Origin of the sequence: Anabaena sp. CA = ATCC 33047, assembly GCF_963870205.1 — a bacterium.
Lineage (GTDB): Bacteria > Cyanobacteriota > Cyanobacteriia > Cyanobacteriales > Nostocaceae > Trichormus.
On the sequence record NZ_CAWMSA010000003.1, the window covers coordinates 1 to 21,764 of the forward strand.

Here is a 21,764-nt window from a genome sequence, read left to right on the forward strand (position 1 = left end):
AGGGGAGGCAGGGGAGGCAGGGGAGGCAGGGGAGCAGGGGAGTAGGGGAGGCAGGGGAGGCAGGGGAGCAGGGGAGAAAAACTAATGACTAATAACTAATACAGCAGATTTGGGGTAAATAAGGTACAAATTTGAGGAACAAAGTCTTATGCTAAGAGACTTTCAAAGCTGTTACCTGTCCCCTGTTCCCTGTTCCCTGTGCCAACATTCTTATAATGGACGAAAATAAACAGGTACACTATACAAGCCAGCCATTGGGTGAATCAACAGAGGTAAATCAAGCAATGATGAGCGACTCCCAAGCCCCAATCAATTCTCATGAATCTGGCAGCGAGGTTACTGAGCAAGTGGCAGCCCCAACTGATGTAGCGGGAGACACTGTACTCACAGAAGAAAATAACATCGCTGCACCAGAGACTACTCCAGTCGAAACAGCTGCTTTGGCAGAATTGACTCAACAAATTGAGTTGCTCAAAGCGCAACTAGAAGAACGCAGTACGCAATATATGCGAATTGCGGCTGATTTTGAGAATTACCGCAAACGCACACAAAAAGAAAAAGAAGAACTAGACATACAGGCAAAGCGGAATACCATTATGGAATTGCTGCCTGTAGTCGATAATTTTGAACGGGCAAGAGCGCACCTCAAGCCACAAACCGAAGGTGAGATGACAATTCACAAAAGTTATCAAGGAGTTTACAAACAACTCGTAGATTCCCTGAAGCGATTAGGTGTATCGCCCATGCGTCCGGAAGGCCAGCAGTTCGATCCCAACCTTCATGAGGCAGTAATGCGGGAACCTACGGATGAACATCCTGAAGGAACAGTGTTAGAAGAGTTAATACGCGGATATTACTTGGGCGAGCGGGTGCTACGCCATTCTATGGTCAAAGTGGCTGCTCCGAAAGAAGATGCACCACCAGCACCAGAAAGTCAGTCGAGTCCAGCCGATAGTTAACCTGTCTAAAGCTCGCCTCGCTGACCAATAGTGCCTAGGTCATAGTAAAGGCGAGCATTATGAGGGATTGGCTATCGGCGACTCTTGACTGTTGACTCTTGACTGGGGAAGCCGAGGAAGCAGAGAGGCAGGGGAGGTTTTTTCCCAACAATTCTTGAATTTTGAATTTTAAATGAGAGAATTTTGAATTGATTGATGCCCCCTGCCCCCTGTCCCCTTGCGCCCTGTGTTTTGCCTGAGTCCGTAGTTAAATAAAAATAGTCCGTGCAACATCACGGCAAAAGCCCTCAGTAAAAATACTTAATTATGGGAAAAGTTATTGGGATCGACTTAGGCACTACAAACAGTTGTGTTGCAGTTTTGGAAGGTGGCAAACCAATAGTAATTGCTAGCTCCGAAGGCGGACGAACCACACCGAGTATTGTAGGATTTGGTAAAAGTGGCGATCGCTTAGTTGGTCAATTAGCAAAACGCCAAGGTGTCACGAATGCGGAAAACACGATTTATAGTATTAAACGATTCATCGGTCGTCGCTGGGATGATACAGCCACAGAGCGCGAGCGTGTACCTTATAGCTGTGTGAAAGGTCGAGACGATACCGTTGATGTGCAAATTCGCGGACGCAACTTCACACCCCAAGAAGTATCCGCCATGATCCTGCAAAAGCTTAAGCAGGATGCGGAAAACTTTTTGGGTGAAGCGGTGACGCAAGCAGTAATTACCGTACCAGCATATTTTACTGATGCCCAACGACAAGCTACTAAAGACGCTGGCACAATCGCTGGGCTAGAAGTTTTACGAATTATTAATGAACCGACTGCGGCTGCTTTAGCCTTTGGATTAGATAAACAAGACCAAGAACAGCTAATTTTGGTTTTTGACTTGGGCGGCGGAACATTCGATGTATCTATCTTGCAGTTAGGAGACGGAGTTTTTGAAGTCAAAGCCACTGGCGGTAATAACCAACTGGGTGGCGATGATTTTGATAGCTGTGTTGTCAATTGGATGATTGAACGCTTCCAACAGCAAGAGAAAATCAACCTGGCACAAGATAAAATGGCACTGCAACGCCTGCGAGAAGCGGCAGAAAAAGCCAAAATTGAACTTTCCAGCATGGCAAGTACCTCGATTAACTTGCCTTTTATTACGGCTGATGAAACCGGGCCAAAACATTTAGAGATGGAACTCAGCCGCTCTAAATTTGAAGAGTTGGCAGGGCATTTAATTGCAGCTACTATCGAGCCGATGATTCAAGCCCTCAAAGATGCAGACCTGAAACCACAAGACATCAACCGCATTATTTTAGTCGGTGGTTCGACCCGCATTCCTGCGGTACAAAATGCCTTGATTAAGTTTTTTAACGGCAAAGCCCCCGACCGTTCCGTGAACCCGGATGAAGCTGTGGCGTTAGGTGCGGCGATTCAAGCGGGTGTACTGGGTGGCGAAGTCGAGAATCTGTTGCTGTTAGATGTTACGCCTCTATCCTTGGGAATTGAAACCTTGGGAGAAGTATTCACCAAAATTATTGAACGTAACACCACAATTCCTACCAGTAAATCTCAAGTATTTTCTACCGCCGTGGATGGGCAAACCTCAGTAGAAATTCACGTTCTCCAAGGTGAACGGGCAATGGCACGAGATAACAAAAGTCTGGGCAAATTTCTGTTAGCAGGAATTCCTCCAGCCCCCCGTGGTGTGCCGCAAATTGAAGTATCGTTTGATATTGATGTTAATGGAATTCTCAAAGTTGCTGCCCAAGATAAAGGCACTGGTAGAGAGCAGAGTATTAGGATTACTAATACAGGTGGTTTGAGTAACAATGAAGTAGAACGGATGCGGCAAGAAGCCGAAGTGTTTGCGGAAGAAGATAGAAGACGTAGAGAATTAGTTGAACTGAAAAACCAAGCAGATAATCTACTATCAAGTTACGAATCCACCTTGAAGGATAATGGCGAATTCATAGACGAGCAAATGAAAGCCTTAGCCGACGAAAAAGCGGCTATCCTCCAGAGTGTAATGACAAATCCCGCCATTTCTCTCAAAGAATTCCAACAATGTTTAGATGATTTCCAACAATCTCTGTTTGCTATTGGTGCGAATGTTTACGAACGAGCCACTGACCAAAATGCAGAGGAAATTGACATGGTTTCAGATAGTTCTCTCTCAGTAGAACTAGAACAGCCGATGAATGGCACCTTGATTCCACAATTTAATTTTGATTTTGATGAAGAAAGTACAGCACAAGCTGATTATGAAGCGATAGATTAGGAATTCGGGCATAGGGCATAGGGCAGGGGTGCAAGGGTGCGGAGGAAGCGGAGGAAGCGGAGGCAGAAATTATTTCCCAATCCCCAGTCCCCAATCCCCAATCCCCAATCCCCAATCCCCAACATGGGTGGTTTTCCACACCTAATAGTGCGGCTAGCCCCTCTGGTTGATCAGCAGGGCTTTGGTCTGCTACGTAGCACAATGATAAAAGAGACTGTCGAGCAGGAAGTGAGAGGTTTACAGCTATGCTGCCTCTGTTCCCAACTTCGGTAGCTTTTTTCGTTTTCCACGAGTAAAGCAGCTATTGCTTGAAACTTGCTGGTGATCTTTAGTAAAAGAGAACAAGGTAAAATCGAATATTACAATAAATTAACTTTTACCTTTTGTAACGGCTTAAGCCGAACTGCTTTCTTCCCCCTACTTTTACCTTTGCTATATGGCCCGCGACTATTATGAAATTTTGGGCGTTTCTCGTGACGCTGACAAAGAAGAAATCAAACAAGCATACCGCCGGTTAGCCCGGAAGTATCACCCAGATGTGAACAAAGAACCGGGAGCGGAAGAACGCTTTAAGGAAATTAACCGCGCTTATGAAATCCTGTCTGAGCCGGAAACCAGAGAGCGTTATAACCGTTTTGGTGAAGCTGGTGTCTCTGGTGGTGCTGGTGTCGGCTTCCAAGATATGAGCGATATGAGTGGTTTTGCTGATATCTTTGAAAGCATTTTTAGTGGGTTTGCTGGTGGTATGGGCGGCCCAACGCAAAGACGGCGCGGCGGGCCGGTGCGAGGTGATGATTTACGGCTAGACCTAAAGTTAGACTTTCGCGAAGCAGTATTTGGTGGAGAAAAAGAAATTCGGATTTCCCATCTAGAAACCTGTGAAGCTTGTAGTGGTTCGGGAGCAAAACCAGGCACTCGTCCCCGCACTTGTTCAACCTGTAGTGGTTCTGGTCAAGTCCGCCGTGTGACTAGAACACCTTTTGGTAGTTTCACTCAGGTATCAACTTGTCCTACCTGCAATGGTACTGGCATGGTAATTGAAGACAAGTGTGATGTTTGTGATGGTAAAGGGACAAATCAAGTTACCAAGAAACTGAAAATTACCATTCCCGCAGGTGTGGATAATGGTACACGCTTACGCATATCCCAAGAAGGTGATGCTGGTCAACGTGGTGGCCCACCTGGAGATTTGTACGTCTATTTGTTTGTGAATGAAGATGCCGAATTCCAGCGCGATGGCATTAACATTCTCTCGGAAATTCAAGTTAGCTACTTACAAGCGATTTTAGGCTGTCGTTTGGAGGTAGAGACGGTAGACGGGCCTGTGGAATTAATTATTCCCCCCGGAACTCAGCCGAATACGGTGATGAAGTTGGAAAATCGAGGTGTTCCGCGCTTAGGCAACCCTGTGAGTCGGGGTGATCATCTATTAACCGTATTAATTGATATTCCGACGAAGGTGACACCAGAGGAGAGAGAATTGTTGGAGAAGCTAGCTAAAATTAAAGGAGACCGTACTGGTAAAGGCGGTCTGGAAGGATTTTTGGGAAATCTGTTTAAGTAATGACGCTCTCTCCTCTATCAACACCTGATGCTCAACTTGACTTGCGTGGCACTCCTTGCCCGATTAATTTTGTGCGGACAAAACTTTATTTGGAGAAAATGCCCCCAGGAGCATTACTCGAAGTCTGGTTAGACCCTGGCGAGCCAATTGAGCAGGTTCCTGATAGCTTGACGATGGCAGGTTATCAGGTTGAAGAAATTACAGACTGCTCTGGTTATTTCTCTTTGTTAATTCGCCGTCCTGTGACTGTCTCATGAGATTTGATGCTACTGAACAGTTATTAGGTACGGTGTTAGCCGTGCAAGCTAATTTCTACAGGGTACAGTTAGACCAAGGAGAGGGTGAGATAGGGGAGATGAGGGAGATGAGGGAGCTAAATCATCCTCATCTTCCACATCCGCCTCATCCTCTCCTCCTTTGTACTCGCAGAACGCGGTTGAAGAAAATCGGGCAGCAGGTGATGGTTGGCGATCGCGTGCTTGTAGAAGAGCCAGATTGGTCTGGAGGACGGGGAGCGATCGCGGAGGTTTTACCCCGTCAAACTGAATTAGACCGCCCGCCAATCGCCAATGCGAACCAAATCCTGCTGGTTTTTGCGGTGGCTGACCCTCCGTTAGAACCCTACCAACTTAGTCGATTTTTAATTAAGGCTGAGTCTACTGGTTTAGATGTGCTTTTATGTTTGAATAAAAGTGATTTAGTTACCCCAGAGGAACAGCAAGAAATTCGCCATCGCCTGTTAGTTTGGGGTTATCAACCGCTATTTATTAGCGTCCAGAATCAAATCAATATTGACCAAGTAGCCCAACACCTAGAAAATAAAATTACCGTGGTGGCTGGCCCTTCCGGTGTGGGCAAATCCAGCTTGATTAATGCGCTAATTCCCGACGTTAACCTGCGGGTGGGTGAAGTTTCCGGTAAATTAGCGCGTGGTCGTCATACTACGCGCCATGTAGAATTATTTGAATTACCCAGTGGTGGGTTGCTGGCGGATACTCCGGGTTTTAATCAACCTGATTTAGATTGTAGTCCAGAGGAATTAGTTCATTATTTCCCAGAAGTACGAAAACGCCTCACCGATGCTAGATGTCGGTTTAATGATTGTCTACATCGAGATGAACCGGATTGTGCGGTGCGGGGTGACTGGGAACGATATGAACATTATTTAGTGTTTTTGGAGGAAGCGATCGCCAGACAAACTCAGCTTCAACAACAAGCTGATCCCGAATCTACTTTAAAGCGCAAAACCAAAGGTAAAGGTCAAAGCCAATACGAACCTAAATTAGAAAGTAAAAAATATCGCCGTACTTCTCGACGCACTCAAGTGCAAGCTTTACAAGATTTGTACCAAGAAGAAGAAGAGAGCGATCGCTTTCAATCATAAAGTTGAATATAATTTAATGTTTCTTCAACAAAGTACAATTTTATAGCAGATTGCAACCGGATAAATCATCAAATCATCCGCGTTTATCTGCATTTACACCGAAGTTCTGATCGGCGGAAGCCGCCGCTCAGACTTCTCTCTGCGTTCAATTATTTCTCTAAAATATGACTAACCTCAGCAGCTTAGAATATATTCCCTATATTGATGAAAACGGTCAATTACCGGAATACTTACAGGGAAAAATTGGAGTATATGCCATTTTTAATCAAGAAAAAATCCTGCAATTTGTCGGTTATTCTCGTGATGTTTATCTAAGTCTGAGACAGCATTTAGTTCGTCAGCCACAACAATGCTATTGGGTGAAAGTTGAAACTATTGAACGTCCCAGTCGGACAGTTTTAGAAAATATCGAGAAAGCTTGGATTAGTGAAAATGGCAGTATTCCTGTGGGCAATGGGGAAAATAAAGAACAATGGACACAACCCATTAATGTTAAAAATCTCATAACACCTGAAGAACAGGAAAATTATGAAAATCCGGCTAATGATGAGTTAGCAAAAATTGCAATTTTAAAAAATGTCGCCCGACGAGTAGAAGCAGAAATTTTCCAAGTTTTAGAAAATCGTGGGTTAAAAACACAAATGCGCTTTAATCCTAAGTTAAAAGAACAAGGATTACTTGATTTGAAATAATTACACCATAAATAATTACTTATCTATTTGCATGACAAGACACGGTAAGGATATACATCTATGTTTCCTTACCTCTGGAACTTCTGAATTAAAAGTTAATAGTTTTGGGATAACAAACAATATAAATTATACTAAGGTGAAATAATATATATTGAGCAAGGTTGTATCAGAAGATGCAATAAACCTTGTAGATAGCCACAGGGTTGTCATGACGATAAATCTATTAAATGACCGCTATCAAGTTATTCGCACGTTGGGGTCTGGGGGTTTTGGCGAAACCTATCTAGCAGAAGACAGCTATATGCCATCAAAACGGCGATGTGTGGTTAAACAACTCAGACCCATTCAAAATAATCCGCAAATTTACGATATAGTAAAAGACAGATTTCAACGCGAAGCAGCGATTTTGGAAGAACTAGGTAGTGCTACTGACCAAATTCCTCAATTGTACGCTTATTTTTCTGCTGATGAGCAATTCTATTTAGTGCAAGAGTTTATAGAAGGGGACACACTCACCAAAAAAGTGCAACAGCAAGGTTTGATGAGTGTGAATGCTGTCGAAGAACTTTTGGTGAACTTGTTACCGATTTTAGAGTATGTTCACTCAAAGCACATTATTCACAGAGATATCAAACCAGACAATATTATTTTGCGTTACAGTGATGGCAAACCTGTACTGATTGATTTTGGTGCTGTGCGGGAATCAATGGGAACAGTGATGAATTCCCAGGGTAATGCTACCAGTTCAATTGTAATTGGCACACCTGGGTATATGCCAAGTGAACAAGCCGCAGGTAGACCAGTTTATTCGAGTGATTTATATAGTTTAGGGTTGACAGCCATATATCTGCTGACTGGGATGCAACCGCAACAATTAGCAACGGACTCGCAGACGGGAGAGATTATTTGGCGTAATTATGTGAATGAGATTAGTCCTGCTATGGCTAGTGTAATTGAAAGAGCGATCGCTTATCATCCGCGCGATCGCTACCCCACCGCTAGAGCCATGCTTGAGGCTTTGCAGAGTACAATCTACTCCATACCACCGACACAAGTAGGAGTTCCACCAACACTTACCAAAGTCCCTGTTACTACTCCACCAAAAACTTCAGGTAATAATCAGAAGGCTATTCTCTTAGGAGGTTTGATTGCAGGTGGGTTAATTGGTAGCTCTGTAATTATAGGTCAGGTATTAACGAATTCTCCTCAAACCACAGTCGGACAAAACAGTAAATCTTCGCTCAAAGACTCAAATATCGCGCCTGATGACGTGACAACACCAGCAGAGGTGACAGCATCACCAGATATTAGCAAATCGCCAAATTTAGTTACAACTACTGACAATTATTTTTGGTTATCTGAAAGACCTGTTACCGATGCAGATTTACAAGGTAAAACAGGTTTTGAATTAGATATTATGCGAAATACAATTTTCGCTCGTCACGGTCGCAGTTTTGACAATGCTGGTATCCAGGATTATTTTAATCAGCAACCTTGGTATGATGCTAAATATTCAGCAAAGGAATTTCCTACAAAATTGCTTTCAAATGTAGAAATGCGAAATGCAGTTTATATTGGCAGATATCAAGACACTCACAATTTAAGATATTTTAAAAAGTAAGGTTTGTTATAACATTGTCGAGATTGACCTCTCCCCCAGCCCCTCTCCGACGCGGAGAGGGAAGTATGATTTCTCCCCCTTCCCTGGTAGGGAAGGGGGCCGGGGGGTTAGGTCTGTATCTGAGGTGCAGAAGCGAAAAATCTCAAAATTTGCACTTATCTAAATATTATGGCTGACCTCTCCCCCAGCCCCTCTCCGACGCGGAGAGGGGAGTATGATTTCTCCCCCTTCCCTACGAGAGAAGGGGGTTGGGGGGTTAGGTCTGTGTGGAATATTAGGGAAAAAATTCTGCGTACAATTACTGAATTCTTCAAAAAAATTGACAATTAAATTACATTTACATATATTTAAGAAGTTATATCTAACGCCAAAAAAGCTATCAGGAAGTATTGAATGTCAAACTTTGGATTTAAATATATTAAAAATGCTTTAAGCAAAGCTTTAGAATCTTTACCAGATTGGAACAGTCTAAACCCCTTTGAGAAAGGACAGCAAATTGATAAATCTTTTAAATCTATTTTGAAAGATTTAATGGAACAATTCAATATGAAGCCTGGTATTGATTATGTTGATAATTTAGGTGATACTGAACCAATTACAGATTTTGTAGCCTTGTCACCAAAAGCAGATGATTTAATTCAAGGATTATTAACTGGTAAGATAGTCGCTATTTCAGAGCATAGTAGAATTAGTAAATTAGGTACTCAATTTACTGTTAAAGCTCATTTCCGTGATTTGAGAAAGTCAGCTTGAATAAAGTTATTCATTCAATTTGTTGTCTGATATTTTAGACAATTTAAACCACACTATATTGCAACAACTTAACAGGTAATATCCATGTTTGCAGAAAAGCCAAAATATTTTCAAGATGGAAATTTTATCTACGAGTGTAAATCTTCTCCTGATTATTTAAATTGTCCTATCAATCAAAGTAGTCTCAGAAAATGGATAAATGACTTGAAGAAGGTCTTACAAAGAAAACAACCTAGTGGCTTTCGTTATATATTTCCTGTGAATCGTTTAGACGAAAAGAACAAAAATATTTTAGAACAACTGAAGGCAGAATTTCCTAATATAGATATACAATATTATGATTGTGAATCAGTTGATCGCCTTGTAAAATCTTTGCAAAAAGTAAACAGCTTACCTGAATTAGTTCAATACATTCAACAAGCTAGGAGTTAAAATTTATGTCTCAAGGTGTTCATTTTGCAAGACTCAAGTATTTTTCTGAAGAATTTACTAAAACTATAAAGCATGACGAAGTTTTGCAGGAGTTAAAGAAGATTTTAGAAAAAGAAGAAAAAGTTGATGAAACGTTGGAAAGTAAATTTATTGAAAATATAGAAACTAAATTTCCCAGTCTAAATGCTTATGGTGAGATAGAAAAATTTCTGGGGAAAAACTCAAAAATTATATTACACCCGAAATCACGGTTTTACTTTGTTAATGAAGAAATATGGGAGGTTATACAAGAAGAATATTTTCAAAGGTCTAAACAAATAGACAAAAAAAAAGATTTTTCTGAGATAGCAGAAGATTATATTACAATTAAGAAATATTTTGATAATAAAATGTTAGTTTTCGATGCTTCATAAATATAAATAGTGGCACAGGCTTCTAGCCTGTGAAAGTCTTAAAATAAAATCTGTGAAACTCTCAAAAACAAAACTTTAAAAAGTAAAAAATCAAGCCTATAAAATGATTAGTTTTAATTCTTTTTAGTGGATAACAGGCAAGATGCCTGTTCCACAATTCACAGTAAAATTATTTTAACTAAAATTCCTCCCATAAAAAAGGATAATCTTCAGGAGTTTCTACTAAACTAGCCTTGACAGGATTTTCCCTAATATAGTTCCAAGTATTCAAAAACTCTTGATGATTTCTCATAATTCGATCATATCTTTCATCTTGCCACACAATGCCAATATGCTTCATAACTGTGGGAATTTGCTTAGAACTATAACTTTTAATACTATGTATAATACTGCTTAAAGACCAATGTTCATTGTCTGATTTAGGTAAAGGCTGCATTAACCAATGAACATGATCAGGCATAATTACTAAAGCAAAAGTACGATATCTAATTTGATTTTTATTTTGACTAGCATCAAAAAACAAACAACAGTTTAAAACAGTTTGCCTCCCTTCATTAGTTAATTCTAACTTATCCCAAGTTTTAAAAGTCACAAAATAAACAGATCCCGCTAATTCCCAGTGGGGTAAACATCTTTTTTTGATGTCTATTTCTGGATTATTTTCCACTGATAAAAGTTTCGATTGTTCTATTTTCATAATTTTATTAATATGATGTTGTTCATGATTGATATTTAAAATCTTTTAACAGGTTGGCATCTAATTAAGTGGCACAGGCTTCTAGCCTGTGAAAATATATTTAAAATCTTTTAACAGGTTGGCATCTAATTAAGTGGCACAGGCTTCTAGCCTGTGAAAATGTGAACATCAAACCTGTGAAATGAATAGTGTTAATTCAATTTAATAGATAACAGGCAGGATGCCTGTTCCACACACAAGATTTTGCTGTTTATTTCAGGTGAGTCCATACAGACCCACCCTAACCTAAACTATACCAACAAAGCCTGTTCCTCCTTACTAATCACCCTACCCTCATCCTCAAAACCAAGAATTTGATCAAAGTTCAAATACCGATACAAATTATCAGCAAAAGGATGAATCTTATTCGCCACAATATCCAGATATTCCTGCACTGTGGGAATGCGTCCTAACAACGCACAAACTGCGGCTAATTCCGCAGAACCTAAATACACTCTTGCACCTTTACCCATGCGGTTGTTGAAGTTGCGGGTAGAGGTAGAAAACACTGTTGTACCATCAGCAACTCGCGCCTGATTTCCCATACATAAACTGCATCCTGGCATTTCTGTTCTCGCACCAGCCGCACCAAACACTCCATACACACCTTCTTCTTTTAATTGGTGTTCATCCATGCGGGTGGGGGGTGCTATCCACAGGCGAGTTTTCACTGCACCTGCACCTTCTAAAACTTTCGCTGTGGCACGATAATGACCAATATTTGTCATACAAGAACCAACAAATACTTCTTGTACTGGGTCATTGGCAACTTCCGATAATAACTTAACATTATCGGGGTCGTTTGGTGCAGCTACAATTGGTTCTTTGATTTCGTTCAAATCAATTTCAATTATTGCCGCATATTCTGCATCTGCGTCGGCTTCTAATAACACAGGGTTGGCTAACCATGCTTCCATTTGGGCGACGCGACGCATGATAGTCCGCGCGTCTTGATAGCCTCTGGCTACCATGTTCTTTAACAACGCAACGTTAGAACGCAGATATTCGGAAATTGTTTCTACACTCAATTTAATTGTAGAACCTGCACAAGAACGTTCGGCGGTAGCGTCGGTAAGTTCAAAGGCTTGCTCTACTTTTAAATCTGGTAAGCCTTCAATTTCCATAATTCTACCGGAGAAGATGTTTTTCTTGTTCTCTTTCTCGACGGTGAGCAAACCTTGTTGAATGGCAACGTAAGGGATGGCGTTAACAATATCCCTTAAGGTAATTCCTGGTTGCAATTCTCCTTTGAATCTTACCAAAACTGATTCTGGCATATCCAAAGGCATCACACCCAACGCGCCAGCAAATGCTACTAAACCAGAACCAGCCGGGAAGGATATTCCCAAGGGGAAGCGGGTGTGCGAGTCGCCGCCTGTGCCTACGGTGTCGGGTAATAACATCCGGTTGAGCCATGAGTGAATGATACCATCGCCGGGACGCAATGCTACACCACCACGGGAGGCGAAGAAATCGGGGAGTTCTTGGTGGGTTTTGATGTCTACGGGTTTGGGATAGGCGGCGGTGTGACAGAAACTCTGCATTACTAAGTCAGCACTGAAGCCGAGACAAGCGAGTTCTTTGAGTTCGTCGCGGGTCATGGGGCCTGTGGTATCCTGAGAACCAACGGTAGTCATGATGGGTTCGCAGGATGTACCGGGACGTACACCGGTTAAACCGCAAGCTTTACCGACCATTTTTTGGGCGAGGGTGTAGCCTTTACCTGTGTCGCTGGGTTGCTGGGGACGGATAAAGACGGTGCTGGGTTCTAAACCAAGGGCTTGGCGGGTTTTGTCGGTGAGGGTACGCCCAATTAGTAGGGGAATACGTCCCCCGGCGCGGACTTCATCAAGAATGGTGTCGGGTTTGAGGGTGAAGGTGGAGATGACTTCGCCGGCTTGGTTGGTAATTTCGCCTTTGTAGGGATGGATGGTTATTACCATGCCGGTTTCGAGTTTGGTGACATCGCACTGAATAGGCAAAGCACCGGCATCTTCGGCTGTGTTAAAAAAGATGGGAGCGATCGCACCACCTAAAATATACCCCCCGGCGCGTTTGTTGGGAACAGAGGGGATATCTTGCCCTGTATGCCACAATACCGAGTTAATCGCTGATTTCCGCGAAGAACCAGTCCCCACCACATCCCCAACATAAGCTACAGGATGTCCTTTTTTCTTCAACTCGGCAATGGTTTCTAAACTTCCCGGTTGGCGTGTCTCTAGCATTGCTAGGGCGTGTAAGGGAATATCTGGGCGAGTAGTGGCGTGGGTGGCTGGGGATAAGTCATCGGTGTTGGTTTCCCCAGGTACTTTAAACACGGTGACGGTAATAGCTTCTGGTACTGTGGGGCGCATTGTAAACCACTCTGCCGCAGCCCATGAGTCAACTACCCGTTTAGCGTAGGGGTTAGTTTTCGCTAACTCTAACACATCATGGAAAGCATCATACACTAACAAAGTCTTGCTTAAAGCGGTGGCAGCTTGTTCAGCAACGGGGAATGCTAGCAACTCAATTAAAGACTGCACATTGTAACCGCCTACCATTGTGCCGAGTAATTCTACCGCTTTTACGGCGGAAATCAAGGGGCTGGTAATTTCGCCTTTAGCAATACCTGTGAGAAACCCAGCTTTCACATAAGCTGCTGCATCTACACCAGGGGGTACGCGATCGCGCAATAAATGCAATAATGTATCTTCTTCCCCTTGGGGTGGATTTTTCAGCAATTCGCATAACTCTGAGGTTTGCTTTGCATCTAACGGTAAGGGAGGAATACCTAGGGCTGCTCTTTGGGCCACTTGTTGACGATATAATTCCAGCATTGTGTTCTCCAAGTTATTCAAGCAAAGGTTCGTCAAAATTTATCATCACTTCCTATGTAGGATGAGAATACCACCTCATCACTCTTCCCCAGTCGAACTAGATAGAAAGTGAGATTCCTGACTTGATTTTTTGTGTCTAGCAAGGACTTATAGCAATTTCCATTCCCGTGCGGTACAGTCAGTCAGAATTAAACGCAGATGCACGCAGATAAACGCAGATAAATTTGTACCTCGTGAGACTAGAAAACGCTATATAATTATTACTGTATAGCTACTTTTGCGTTTATAGCTATTTGAAAACTATTCCTTTAGTTGCCTTGCTGAATTTGATTTTTCGGCAAAATTTACGATAAAATATTACATTTGTCTGCTTCACTCTGGTTTGGTATATGTCTCAAACTTACACTGTTGAAATTCTTCACCAAGGCAAAACTTACATATTACAAGTTCCTGAAAACGAAACCATTTTATCCGTAGCTGATGCTGCTGGTTTAGAGTTGCCCAGTTCTTGTCATGCAGGTGTTTGCACCACTTGTGCAGCGAAAATTATTAACGGCGGAACTGTAGATCAAACTGATGGTATGGGCGTTAGTCCTGATTTACAAAAACAAGGTTATACTTTGCTCTGTGTCGCCTATCCCCGTTCTGATTTGAAAATTGAAACAGAAAAAGAAGACACTGTTTATCAGTTGCAATTCGGTAAGTAATACCAATGGTTTGATGTCGGTAATTGGTAATTTTTTACTGTCAGGATTAATTGCCTAAAATGCAAATTACTGATTGTCATCATTACCAATTACTGTTACAAATCAATAAGATATATGATTACTATTTGATTTTTCATAGATACGGAGAGTTCTTTTTCGCGGAAAGTACAGCACCCTTGTTGAGATTCTGGTGCGTTACGCTGTGGCTAACTCACCCTACTGGACTGACACAGCTAAATTTGTGCATTAAAACTCTTTTGTGGGATGGGCATCTTGCCCGTCCGGTGCAGGCTAGAAGCCCGCACCACAAAAACTATATTTTTGCACTACTTTAGCCTTGCCACGCTACTACAAATACATTTTATGGAAAAATCAAACCTGCTGCCTCTCAATCAGAAGAGTGTTTCACTGCGGCTGAAATCGGTTAATCTAGAATCTACAAATCAACTTGATTGATAGCCATGACTACTCATTTTATTACCGCAGAAATTGACCTTCAAGAAACACCCACCGAGTTACAACAAGTGATTGAAGCAGAGTTGAAAAAGCAGGGAGAACCCCTACGCTGGGCTGTTACTGCTGTAGACTCTGAAAAGGAAAAGGCGACTGTGGAAGCTGTGGTGACTACACAAGCGCAATAATTCGTTTACAAGAGTGCTGAGTAACTAGAACTTGAATTAAATAAATTAATCCGTAATAATTTTTAACCTAGATTAACTCAGCACTCAAGTCTCAAAATGAATCGTCCCTACACAGCTATCCTGATTATACCAACTGGCGTTGGTGCGGCGATTGGTGGTTATGCAGGAGATGGTATACCCGTTGCTAGATTAATAGCACAGGTTTGCGATCGCCTGATCACTCATCCCAATGTCCTCAATGGTGCAAGTTTGTACTGGAATATTCCCAACGCTTTCTATGTGGAAGGCTACGGGCTTGACAAATTCGCCGCCGGATGCTGGGGGTTGCGTCCTGTCCGCAACAACAAAATCGGTTTACTTTTAGACCAGGGAATTGAACCAGAGTTAAGGCTCAGACACCTACAAACAGCCGACGCAGCACGGGCGACTTTGGGCTTAACTTTAACAGATTATGTAATTACCGATGCCCCCTTAAACGTAGAATTACGCACCGCACCATCGGGGGCAAGTTGGGGAACAATAGGCAACCCAGATAGTTTATTGCGGGGGGCGGAAACATTAATTAAACAAGCAGGAGCAGAGGCGATCGCAGTCGTCGCCCGTTTCCCTGATAATATGGATGAGGAAGCAGTGCAGAACTACCGCCTTGGTGAAGGTGTAGACCCCATTGCCGGAGCAGAAGCCGTAATTAGCCATTTAGTAGTTAAAAACTGGCAAATTCCCTGCGCCCATGCACCCGCCCTAGCTGCTGAACCTCCAGAGCCAAATTTAGCCCCCCGTTCGGCTGCGGAAGAAATAGGTTATACTTTTTTACCAAGCGTACTTGTAGGATTGAGTCGCGCCCCACAATTTATATTAGAAAAGGAATTAACTGCATCTTACGCTGCTGATATTTGGGCGGGACAAGTAGATGCGATAATTATGCCAGCCACAGCTTGCGGCAGTAGTGCATTACTCAGCCTCAGCCAAAAGCCATGTCAAATCATCACCGTTGAGGAAAATCACACCCAAGTCAAAGTCACACCCCAAAGCTTAGGCATAAAATCTATACAAGTAAACTCATATTTAGAAGCCGTAGGTGTTTTAGTTGCCCACAAAGCAGGTATAAACCCAGCTTCCCTAATTCCTAAAATATCTCCTTTAGAAGAAAGTCATTAGTCATTAGTCATTAGTTATTAGTCATTAGTTTCTCTCCTCCGTTCCCTCATCTCCCCCATTCCCCAAACTCCCGTGGTTGAACAAAAAAAACAAGATCCAGAAATTCCATACTTAACCCGCACCCAAGTGCTAGTGGCGATGGGAGCAACTGCAACCCTGTTATGGATAGTTGCCAAAGTGTGGTTACGCTTGGGCAATTTTCTCTTATTTGAATGGCATTGGTATCCAAGAGACTTTGCTTTAGGGTTGGGTGTGGGTGTAATGATTACAGTTTTGAGTGGGCTGGCTTATCGCTTATACCCGCCATACCGCCAAAGTGCAGACTATTACTTAGAATTAGTGCTGAAACCTTTAGTATGGCCGGATTTAATTTGGTTAGGTTTGCTACCGGGATTAAGTGAAGAATTATTATTTCGCGGTGTGATGTTACCCGCTTTAGGGCTGGATCATTTCGCTGTAATTGGCTCTAGTGTGTGCTTTGGCATTTTGCATCTGAGCGGTTCTCAACAATGGCCTTATGTAATTTGGGCTACCATTATTGGTATAATACTGGGATACAGCGCATTGTTGAGTGGTAACTTGTTAGTGCCAATTGTTGCTCATATGATGACAAATTGGGTTTCTAGCTGTTTGTGGAAACTTCAGAATTCATAGTTATTAGTCATTGGTCATTGGTCATTAGTCATTAGTTGTTAGTTTCCCTGCTCCCTCTGCTCCCCTACACTGCTACACCTGCTGCGATCGCGATCGCCTGTGGTAATATCTGATGTTCTTGGACTTGAATTCTGGCGTGGAGGGTTTCGGCTGTGTCGTCTGGTAGTATTGGCACGGCTGCTTGCACTAATATCGGGCCGCTATCGACTTCTAAACAAACTAAATGCACTGTGCAACCAGTAATTTTTACCCCAGCTTGCAAAGCTTGTTCAACAGCGTGAATGCCTTTGAAACTAGGTAATAGGCTGGGGTGAATATTAATAATTTTATTGGGAAAAGCATCAATCAAAACAGATGTCACAACACGCATCCAACCCGCTAAAACTATCCAATCTACATCATATTGCTGTAAAGTATTGACAATTTCCTGATCAAAAGATTCACGGCTTTTATATTCGCGGTGATTCAACAAAACCGCCTTTACGCCCTTGTCGGCGGCTCTAGTTGCGACTTTAGCCTGGGGATTATTGTAAATTAAAACTTGAATTTGGGCATTAAGTTGTTTATCGGCGATCGCTTGAGCAACTGCTTCAAAATTACTGCCACTACCAGAAGCCATTATCCCCAATTTTAAAGGAGCGTCTTGAGCTAGGTGATGAGTATTAACGCTGGGAGAAACAAGGCTCAAAGTAGAATCAAGGCGGAGGTTCATAAGCAATTCAACAATTCAAAAATCAAAACTCAAAATTACAAAGCTGTCAATACAGTAGCTAAATCGCCAAGAGGAAAATGCTCATGCCAAAAAAATACACCAACTCATGGTTAGACAATGATACATTTGCCGCCTGGACTTTTCTCACACCTGCCCTAATTTTGTTAGGTTTATTTGTGATTTGGCCGATTGCCTATTTGTGTTACCTCAGCTTTACTGCTGGGAGTTTCACCTCTAGAGGTACTTATTGGGTAGGTTTGAAAAACTATTGGCGTTTAATCCTCAACCCTGATTTTTGGCAAGTTATCGGCAACACAGTTTATTTTACCCTTGCCAGTTTAATTCCGAGTTTAGTTATTCCCATCGGTTTGGCAGCTTTATTAAATCGTTCTCTAGCCTTGCGCGGTTTTCTCCGCAGTGCCTATTTTTTACCTTCTATTATTTCTCTAGTAGCCGCCGGTTTAGGATTTCGTTGGTTATTTCAAACATCAGGCCCCGTGAATGAATTGTTAAATTTATTTGGTATTGCGCCAATTTCTTGGTTGGGAGATACATTTTGGGCAATGCCTGTAATAATTATTATGACTATTTGGAAGCAACTGGGTTTTAATATGGTGGTGTTTTTGGCTGGTTTACAGACTATTCCCCCCAGTCGCTACGAAGCCGCAGAACTCGACGGTGCTAACGGTTGGCAACAATTTTGGCATATTACTTTACCCGGTTTGCGACCGACTTTAATTTTTGCCACAATTACCACCTCTATTTTTACCTTACGGAGTTTTGAAACAGTTTATGTAGTCACAGGTGGCGGCCCCCTGAATACTACTAATTTACTCGTGTATTATATTTATCAAGAAGCTTTTGCTCAATTCGATTTTGGTTATGCAGCCGCAGCCGCTACAGTGCTGTTAGGCATTACTCTTGTACTTGTTTATTGGCAATTACAAACCTGGGAAGAAGAATAAACAACCGTCTCTAGATATTTTCCTGTCTTCTTTAATGTGAGTTCGACGAATTGAAAAACCCCTCTCCAAACCTCTCCCCTACAAGGAGAGAGGCTTTCAAAGCTTTATTTTTCGTTGAAACCTCAGCAGATTTTAGCCCCTCTCCGCGTCGGAGAGGGGTTGGGGAGAGGTTCATCGAATTCACGTTTTTTTAATGTTTTATCAGCTACTAGAATTTTTGTAGGACTGTTAACTTATTTCCACAAAAAAGCAATCCCTCTCAAGAAAGATTTTAAGTAAAAATTATTTTTTTCAATACAAGTAATAATTACACGCAGCTTTGATATTTCAAAGGTTTGCCAAATTAACCGCTTGCAAGCTGCTAAAAATTGTATACTGCATTAATTAAATGATTTCTCAGTATATAATTCTTTGACATTATCAATTTTTCCTGACTTAAATCAGCGTTGTATGTCGCTAAAATAGCTTGTCAAGGATAATTTTTCGTACTGCCAAATTTTTTAATCACTTGGGATTTTTTTGAGTGTAAGACTGACTTTTTTTTGTGGGTGTCATCTCGGTAAACAGCAAGTTTAATAACTGATTTTTGTAAACATTGACACTTTGAGGTAAACACAATGAAGAATTTTGCTGACAAACAAGAATCAGTATTGAGTCAAATCAAAGACAAATTTTGTCAGCGTCGAGATTTTAGTGGCTGTGATTTAAGCGGTATTGATTTAGCCGGGGTAGATTTAACTGGGATTAATTTGATTGGTGCTGATTTAAGCTACGCTAATTTATGCGGTTGTATCTTGACAGGTGCTAACCTCAACGGTGCGAATTTAAAGCAAGCTAATTTGCGTGAAGCTAAGTTAGATGAAGCTTCGTTATCAGAAGTTAATTTAAATGATGCTGATTTAACATTTGCAAATTTATGCGGAGCTTTTTTGTGGCGATCGCAATGTTGTGGTACAAATTTCTGGGGTGCTTCTTTATGTGAGACTGATTTGAGGGAAAGCAACTTAAGTCAGGCTAAGTTAATAGAAGCATCATTAATTGAAGCTAATTTAACTCAAGCCAATCTCACAGCCACCAAGTTATGCGGGGCTAACCTACTCGAAGCTGATTTAACTCAGGTAAACTTAACTGCTGCTGACTTGACATGGGCAAATTTAACCCAGGCTAACTTGAGTGATGCAACCCTGCGAGACACCAAAATTATTTTTGCTAAGTTGCGGAATACAATTATGCCAGATGGCAAAATTCACAACCCTCAAATAGCCATTGTTCAATGATGCACTAGGATATATTCCTAATGTAGATAATAATAAATCTTGTAGGGTGGGCAGGAAAGTCCGCCCTGATGTGCTTGAATAAAATTACATAAGCTTGGTATGATTTTCAGCCTTTAAAATTCCCGACGTGAGAAAATAAAAATTGCGATCGCTAACAACATAATCATATAAACTAAGCCATAACCAGCATTGGCAATCAATGTAGTAGCATTCGGTATTGCTTGCAAACCATAAACCGCATCATTTTTTAAATCTAGTCGCGATAAATCTGGCAATATCAGATACAAAATATTAGTAATTCGTTCCATTACAGGATTGCGACTCATCCGACTCAGTTGTACTAAATTCTCAGTAATATTCCCCATTAAATATACAGCAAAGGTTAAAGATACAGCTAACAAAGAGCTAGTAAATACACCAAAAGTGATAGCCACAGCAGCCATCAAAGCTAATTGCAAGCATAAAAACACCGATGCAATTAAAATGCTGGTGATGGAATAAGCGATATTACCAAACTGCAAAAACAGAATATAAATAGCTGTCATACTAGCAAGTAAGACAACCAAAACCGACGATAAACCCAAAAACTTACCCGCGATAAATTCCCCACGGCTGACAGGTTTAGCAATTAATAATAGAATCGTGCGTTTTTCGATTTCTTTGTTAACAAGTCCAGTACCGATAAATATAGTCACAATTAGACTAATAGCACTCATTGCCGCCAAACCGAAATCTAAAAACATTTTGTCTTCGGTACTAGCTGCATACTCAGGGAAAGCGCGGATAGCCACAGCTAAGAGTAGAGCATAAAAACCGATAATATAGAGGATGCGATCGCGTATCACTTCCTGAAAGACATTTTTGGCAATTACAAAAGTTCTCGTCATAGTTATTAGTTATTAGTTATTAGTCATTAGTCATTAGTTATTAGTCATTAGTTTTCTGCCTCATCTCCCCCATTCCCTATTACCTACTGCTGCGGTGGAGGCGCACCTGGAATCAATTGACTTAAGCGATCGCAATCGATTTCTGCTACAGTAGGTTTATCTTCCGGTAATCTATTACTTGTACGTCGATTGCCTGTACTTATAGCCACTGGTTCGATTTGGCATGATTTTTTCAAATAATACCCATTGGCATTAGAACTTGGCCCTAGCCAGATACTTAATAAATCTAATCTATACCCAGCCTTAGTGTTAACTACGCGTGGTTCAATACGCCATACTTCTTTTTCTTGATATTGGGCTAAATTTTGCTCTAAAACTTGCTTACCTAATTGTGCTAATCTGACATTTGCCTCTAGCAACCATCTTTCAACTTCTGACCAACGTTTATCAGCTATTTGTTCTTCTACTAATGGTTGCAGTCTATTCAGAATCAAAACGCCATTTTTTGGGATTTCTTCTGATTTTTCACTGATAATTACAAAGGTACTACGCCGAAAATCATCAGCCAGTACACTCGGATATTGCTGTAACCATTTATCCATAACAAAATAAAACTGAAGCCAGCAGCTAATAATCATACAGCTACCAACTAAAATAATAATTTTTTGCCGTGATTCTGGTTTAGGAACTCGCGCTTTAGAATCAATATCATTACCTTCAATAAATTCAGGAATAGCTGTAATTAATGCTGCTATTGTCGGCCAAAAAACAATTGCTATTGGTGTAATTCCAGTTTCTTGATTTCCCAAGGCAAATACACTGACTAAAAACCCTGTAATTACTGCGCCTAGAGGCATATAAGTTCCAGGTACTTTCACAGGATCATCAGTAGTATACCAAGCTGTACCCGCAATTAAAAATAACCAGCCACACAATGCTATTATATCCCTGACATAACCTATGGCAAAATAAGATAATGCCCAGGAAAAAACACTTAAATACATTAAGGTTTGCCAGGAGTAAGCTTTAGGTGGAATTAATATCTTTTTGATGCGCGCGTAAACATCTTCAAATATTTTAAATATCCCGAAAATATCTTTGATAAATGAGTTCATGGAGATA

Annotated in this window: 21 protein-coding genes; 16 read left to right on the top strand and 5 right to left on the bottom strand. The window is 41.5% G+C overall.

Features of this window, described 5'->3' with window-relative positions; translation table 11 throughout:
* Positions 1-212 precede the first annotated feature (212 nt).
* The 10 genes from grpE (at position 213) to AACS98_RS00450 (ending at position 10,086) form a co-directional block, all read left to right on the top strand.
* Entirely contained in the window at positions 213-959 is a 747-nt protein-coding gene (gene grpE / locus AACS98_RS00405) for a nucleotide exchange factor GrpE (protein WP_066374933.1), read from the top strand.
* A gap of 306 nt (positions 960-1,265) precedes the next feature.
* Positions 1,266-3,227: a molecular chaperone DnaK gene (dnaK, locus tag AACS98_RS00410; protein ID WP_066374936.1), complete on the top strand. Its 1,962-nt coding sequence runs from the start codon at positions 1,266-1,268 to the stop codon at positions 3,225-3,227.
* 436 nt (positions 3,228-3,663) lie between these two features.
* Positions 3,664-4,791 (top strand): molecular chaperone DnaJ, encoded by a 1,128-nt coding sequence (gene dnaJ, locus AACS98_RS00415; protein WP_066374938.1) that lies wholly within the window; start codon positions 3,664-3,666, stop codon positions 4,789-4,791.
* Positions 4,791-5,048: a sulfurtransferase TusA family protein gene (locus tag AACS98_RS00420; protein WP_066374940.1), complete on the top strand. Its 258-nt coding sequence runs from the start codon at positions 4,791-4,793 to the stop codon at positions 5,046-5,048. Before dnaJ ends, AACS98_RS00420 begins: the two co-directional genes overlap by 1 nt.
* Positions 5,045-6,175 carry a small ribosomal subunit biogenesis GTPase RsgA gene (rsgA, locus tag AACS98_RS00425; protein ID WP_066374942.1) on the top strand — a complete coding sequence of 377 codons (1,131 nt, stop codon included), beginning with the start codon at positions 5,045-5,047 and terminating at the stop codon, positions 6,173-6,175. The genes AACS98_RS00420 and rsgA overlap by 4 nt, the downstream gene beginning before the upstream one ends.
* A 164-nt stretch (positions 6,176-6,339) precedes the next feature.
* The gene (locus AACS98_RS00430) at positions 6,340-6,867 is read left to right on the top strand and encodes a GIY-YIG nuclease family protein (RefSeq protein ID WP_066374944.1); all 528 of its coding nucleotides are present in this window, start codon (positions 6,340-6,342) and stop codon (positions 6,865-6,867) included.
* 208 nt (positions 6,868-7,075) lie between these two features.
* On the top strand, positions 7,076-8,488 hold the full coding sequence (locus AACS98_RS00435; protein WP_066374946.1) for a protein kinase domain-containing protein: 1,413 nt from the start codon (positions 7,076-7,078) through the stop codon (positions 8,486-8,488).
* A 393-nt stretch (positions 8,489-8,881) separates the two neighbouring features.
* Positions 8,882-9,241, top strand: a complete 360-nt coding sequence (locus AACS98_RS00440) for a hypothetical protein (protein WP_066374948.1) — start codon at positions 8,882-8,884, stop codon at positions 9,239-9,241.
* An 84-nt stretch (positions 9,242-9,325) separates the two neighbouring features.
* Positions 9,326-9,673, top strand: coding sequence for a hypothetical protein (locus AACS98_RS00445; protein WP_066374950.1), 348 nt, complete (start codon positions 9,326-9,328; stop codon positions 9,671-9,673).
* Between the two features lie 5 nt (positions 9,674-9,678).
* Complete coding sequence (locus AACS98_RS00450) at positions 9,679-10,086, top strand: hypothetical protein (protein WP_066374951.1); 408 nt, start codon at positions 9,679-9,681, stop codon at positions 10,084-10,086.
* 178 nt (positions 10,087-10,264) lie between these two features.
* Here AACS98_RS00450 and AACS98_RS00455 read toward each other — a convergent pair whose 3' ends face one another.
* Positions 10,265-10,783 carry an REP-associated tyrosine transposase gene (locus AACS98_RS00455; protein WP_066374952.1) on the bottom strand — a complete coding sequence of 173 codons (519 nt, stop codon included), beginning with the start codon at positions 10,781-10,783 and terminating at the stop codon, positions 10,265-10,267.
* A gap of 290 nt (positions 10,784-11,073) precedes the next feature.
* The gene (acnB, locus tag AACS98_RS00460; RefSeq protein ID WP_066374953.1) at positions 11,074-13,641 is read right to left on the bottom strand and encodes a bifunctional aconitate hydratase 2/2-methylisocitrate dehydratase; all 2,568 of its coding nucleotides are present in this window, start codon (positions 13,639-13,641) and stop codon (positions 11,074-11,076) included.
* A gap of 389 nt (positions 13,642-14,030) precedes the next feature.
* Between acnB and AACS98_RS00465 the strand changes: the two genes are divergently transcribed.
* The 4 genes from AACS98_RS00465 (at position 14,031) to AACS98_RS00480 (ending at position 16,801) form a co-directional block, all read left to right on the top strand.
* Entirely contained in the window at positions 14,031-14,348 is a 318-nt protein-coding gene (locus AACS98_RS00465) for a 2Fe-2S iron-sulfur cluster-binding protein (protein ID WP_066374955.1), read from the top strand.
* A 461-nt stretch (positions 14,349-14,809) separates the two neighbouring features.
* Positions 14,810-14,989 (top strand): hypothetical protein, encoded by a 180-nt coding sequence (locus AACS98_RS00470; protein WP_066374959.1) that lies wholly within the window; start codon positions 14,810-14,812, stop codon positions 14,987-14,989.
* A gap of 96 nt (positions 14,990-15,085) precedes the next feature.
* A complete protein-coding gene (locus tag AACS98_RS00475; protein ID WP_066374961.1) occupies positions 15,086-16,147 on the top strand; it encodes a DUF3326 domain-containing protein in 1,062 nt (353 codons plus the stop codon).
* Positions 16,148-16,219: 72 nt separating this feature from the next.
* Positions 16,220-16,801, top strand: coding sequence for a CPBP family intramembrane glutamic endopeptidase (locus AACS98_RS00480; RefSeq protein ID WP_066374964.1), 582 nt, complete (start codon positions 16,220-16,222; stop codon positions 16,799-16,801).
* Positions 16,802-16,865: 64 nt separating this feature from the next.
* Here the strand turns inward: AACS98_RS00480 and purN are convergent, their stop codons facing one another.
* Positions 16,866-17,513: a phosphoribosylglycinamide formyltransferase gene (gene purN, locus AACS98_RS00485; protein ID WP_066374965.1), complete on the bottom strand. Its 648-nt coding sequence runs from the start codon at positions 17,511-17,513 to the stop codon at positions 16,866-16,868.
* An 83-nt stretch (positions 17,514-17,596) separates the two neighbouring features.
* Between purN and AACS98_RS00490 the strand changes: the two genes are divergently transcribed.
* A complete protein-coding gene (locus AACS98_RS00490) occupies positions 17,597-18,478 on the top strand; it encodes a carbohydrate ABC transporter permease (protein WP_066374968.1) in 882 nt (293 codons plus the stop codon).
* A 617-nt stretch (positions 18,479-19,095) separates the two neighbouring features.
* On the top strand, positions 19,096-19,755 hold the full coding sequence (locus AACS98_RS00495; protein WP_066374972.1) for a pentapeptide repeat-containing protein: 660 nt from the start codon (positions 19,096-19,098) through the stop codon (positions 19,753-19,755).
* 113 nt (positions 19,756-19,868) lie between these two features.
* Here the strand turns inward: AACS98_RS00495 and AACS98_RS00500 are convergent, their stop codons facing one another.
* Complete coding sequence (locus AACS98_RS00500; RefSeq protein WP_066374974.1) at positions 19,869-20,642, bottom strand: ABC transporter permease; 774 nt, start codon at positions 20,640-20,642, stop codon at positions 19,869-19,871.
* A gap of 83 nt (positions 20,643-20,725) precedes the next feature.
* The gene (gene fraD, locus AACS98_RS00505; RefSeq protein WP_066374976.1) at positions 20,726-21,757 is read right to left on the bottom strand and encodes a septal junction protein FraD; all 1,032 of its coding nucleotides are present in this window, start codon (positions 21,755-21,757) and stop codon (positions 20,726-20,728) included.
* Positions 21,758-21,764 lie beyond the last annotated feature (7 nt).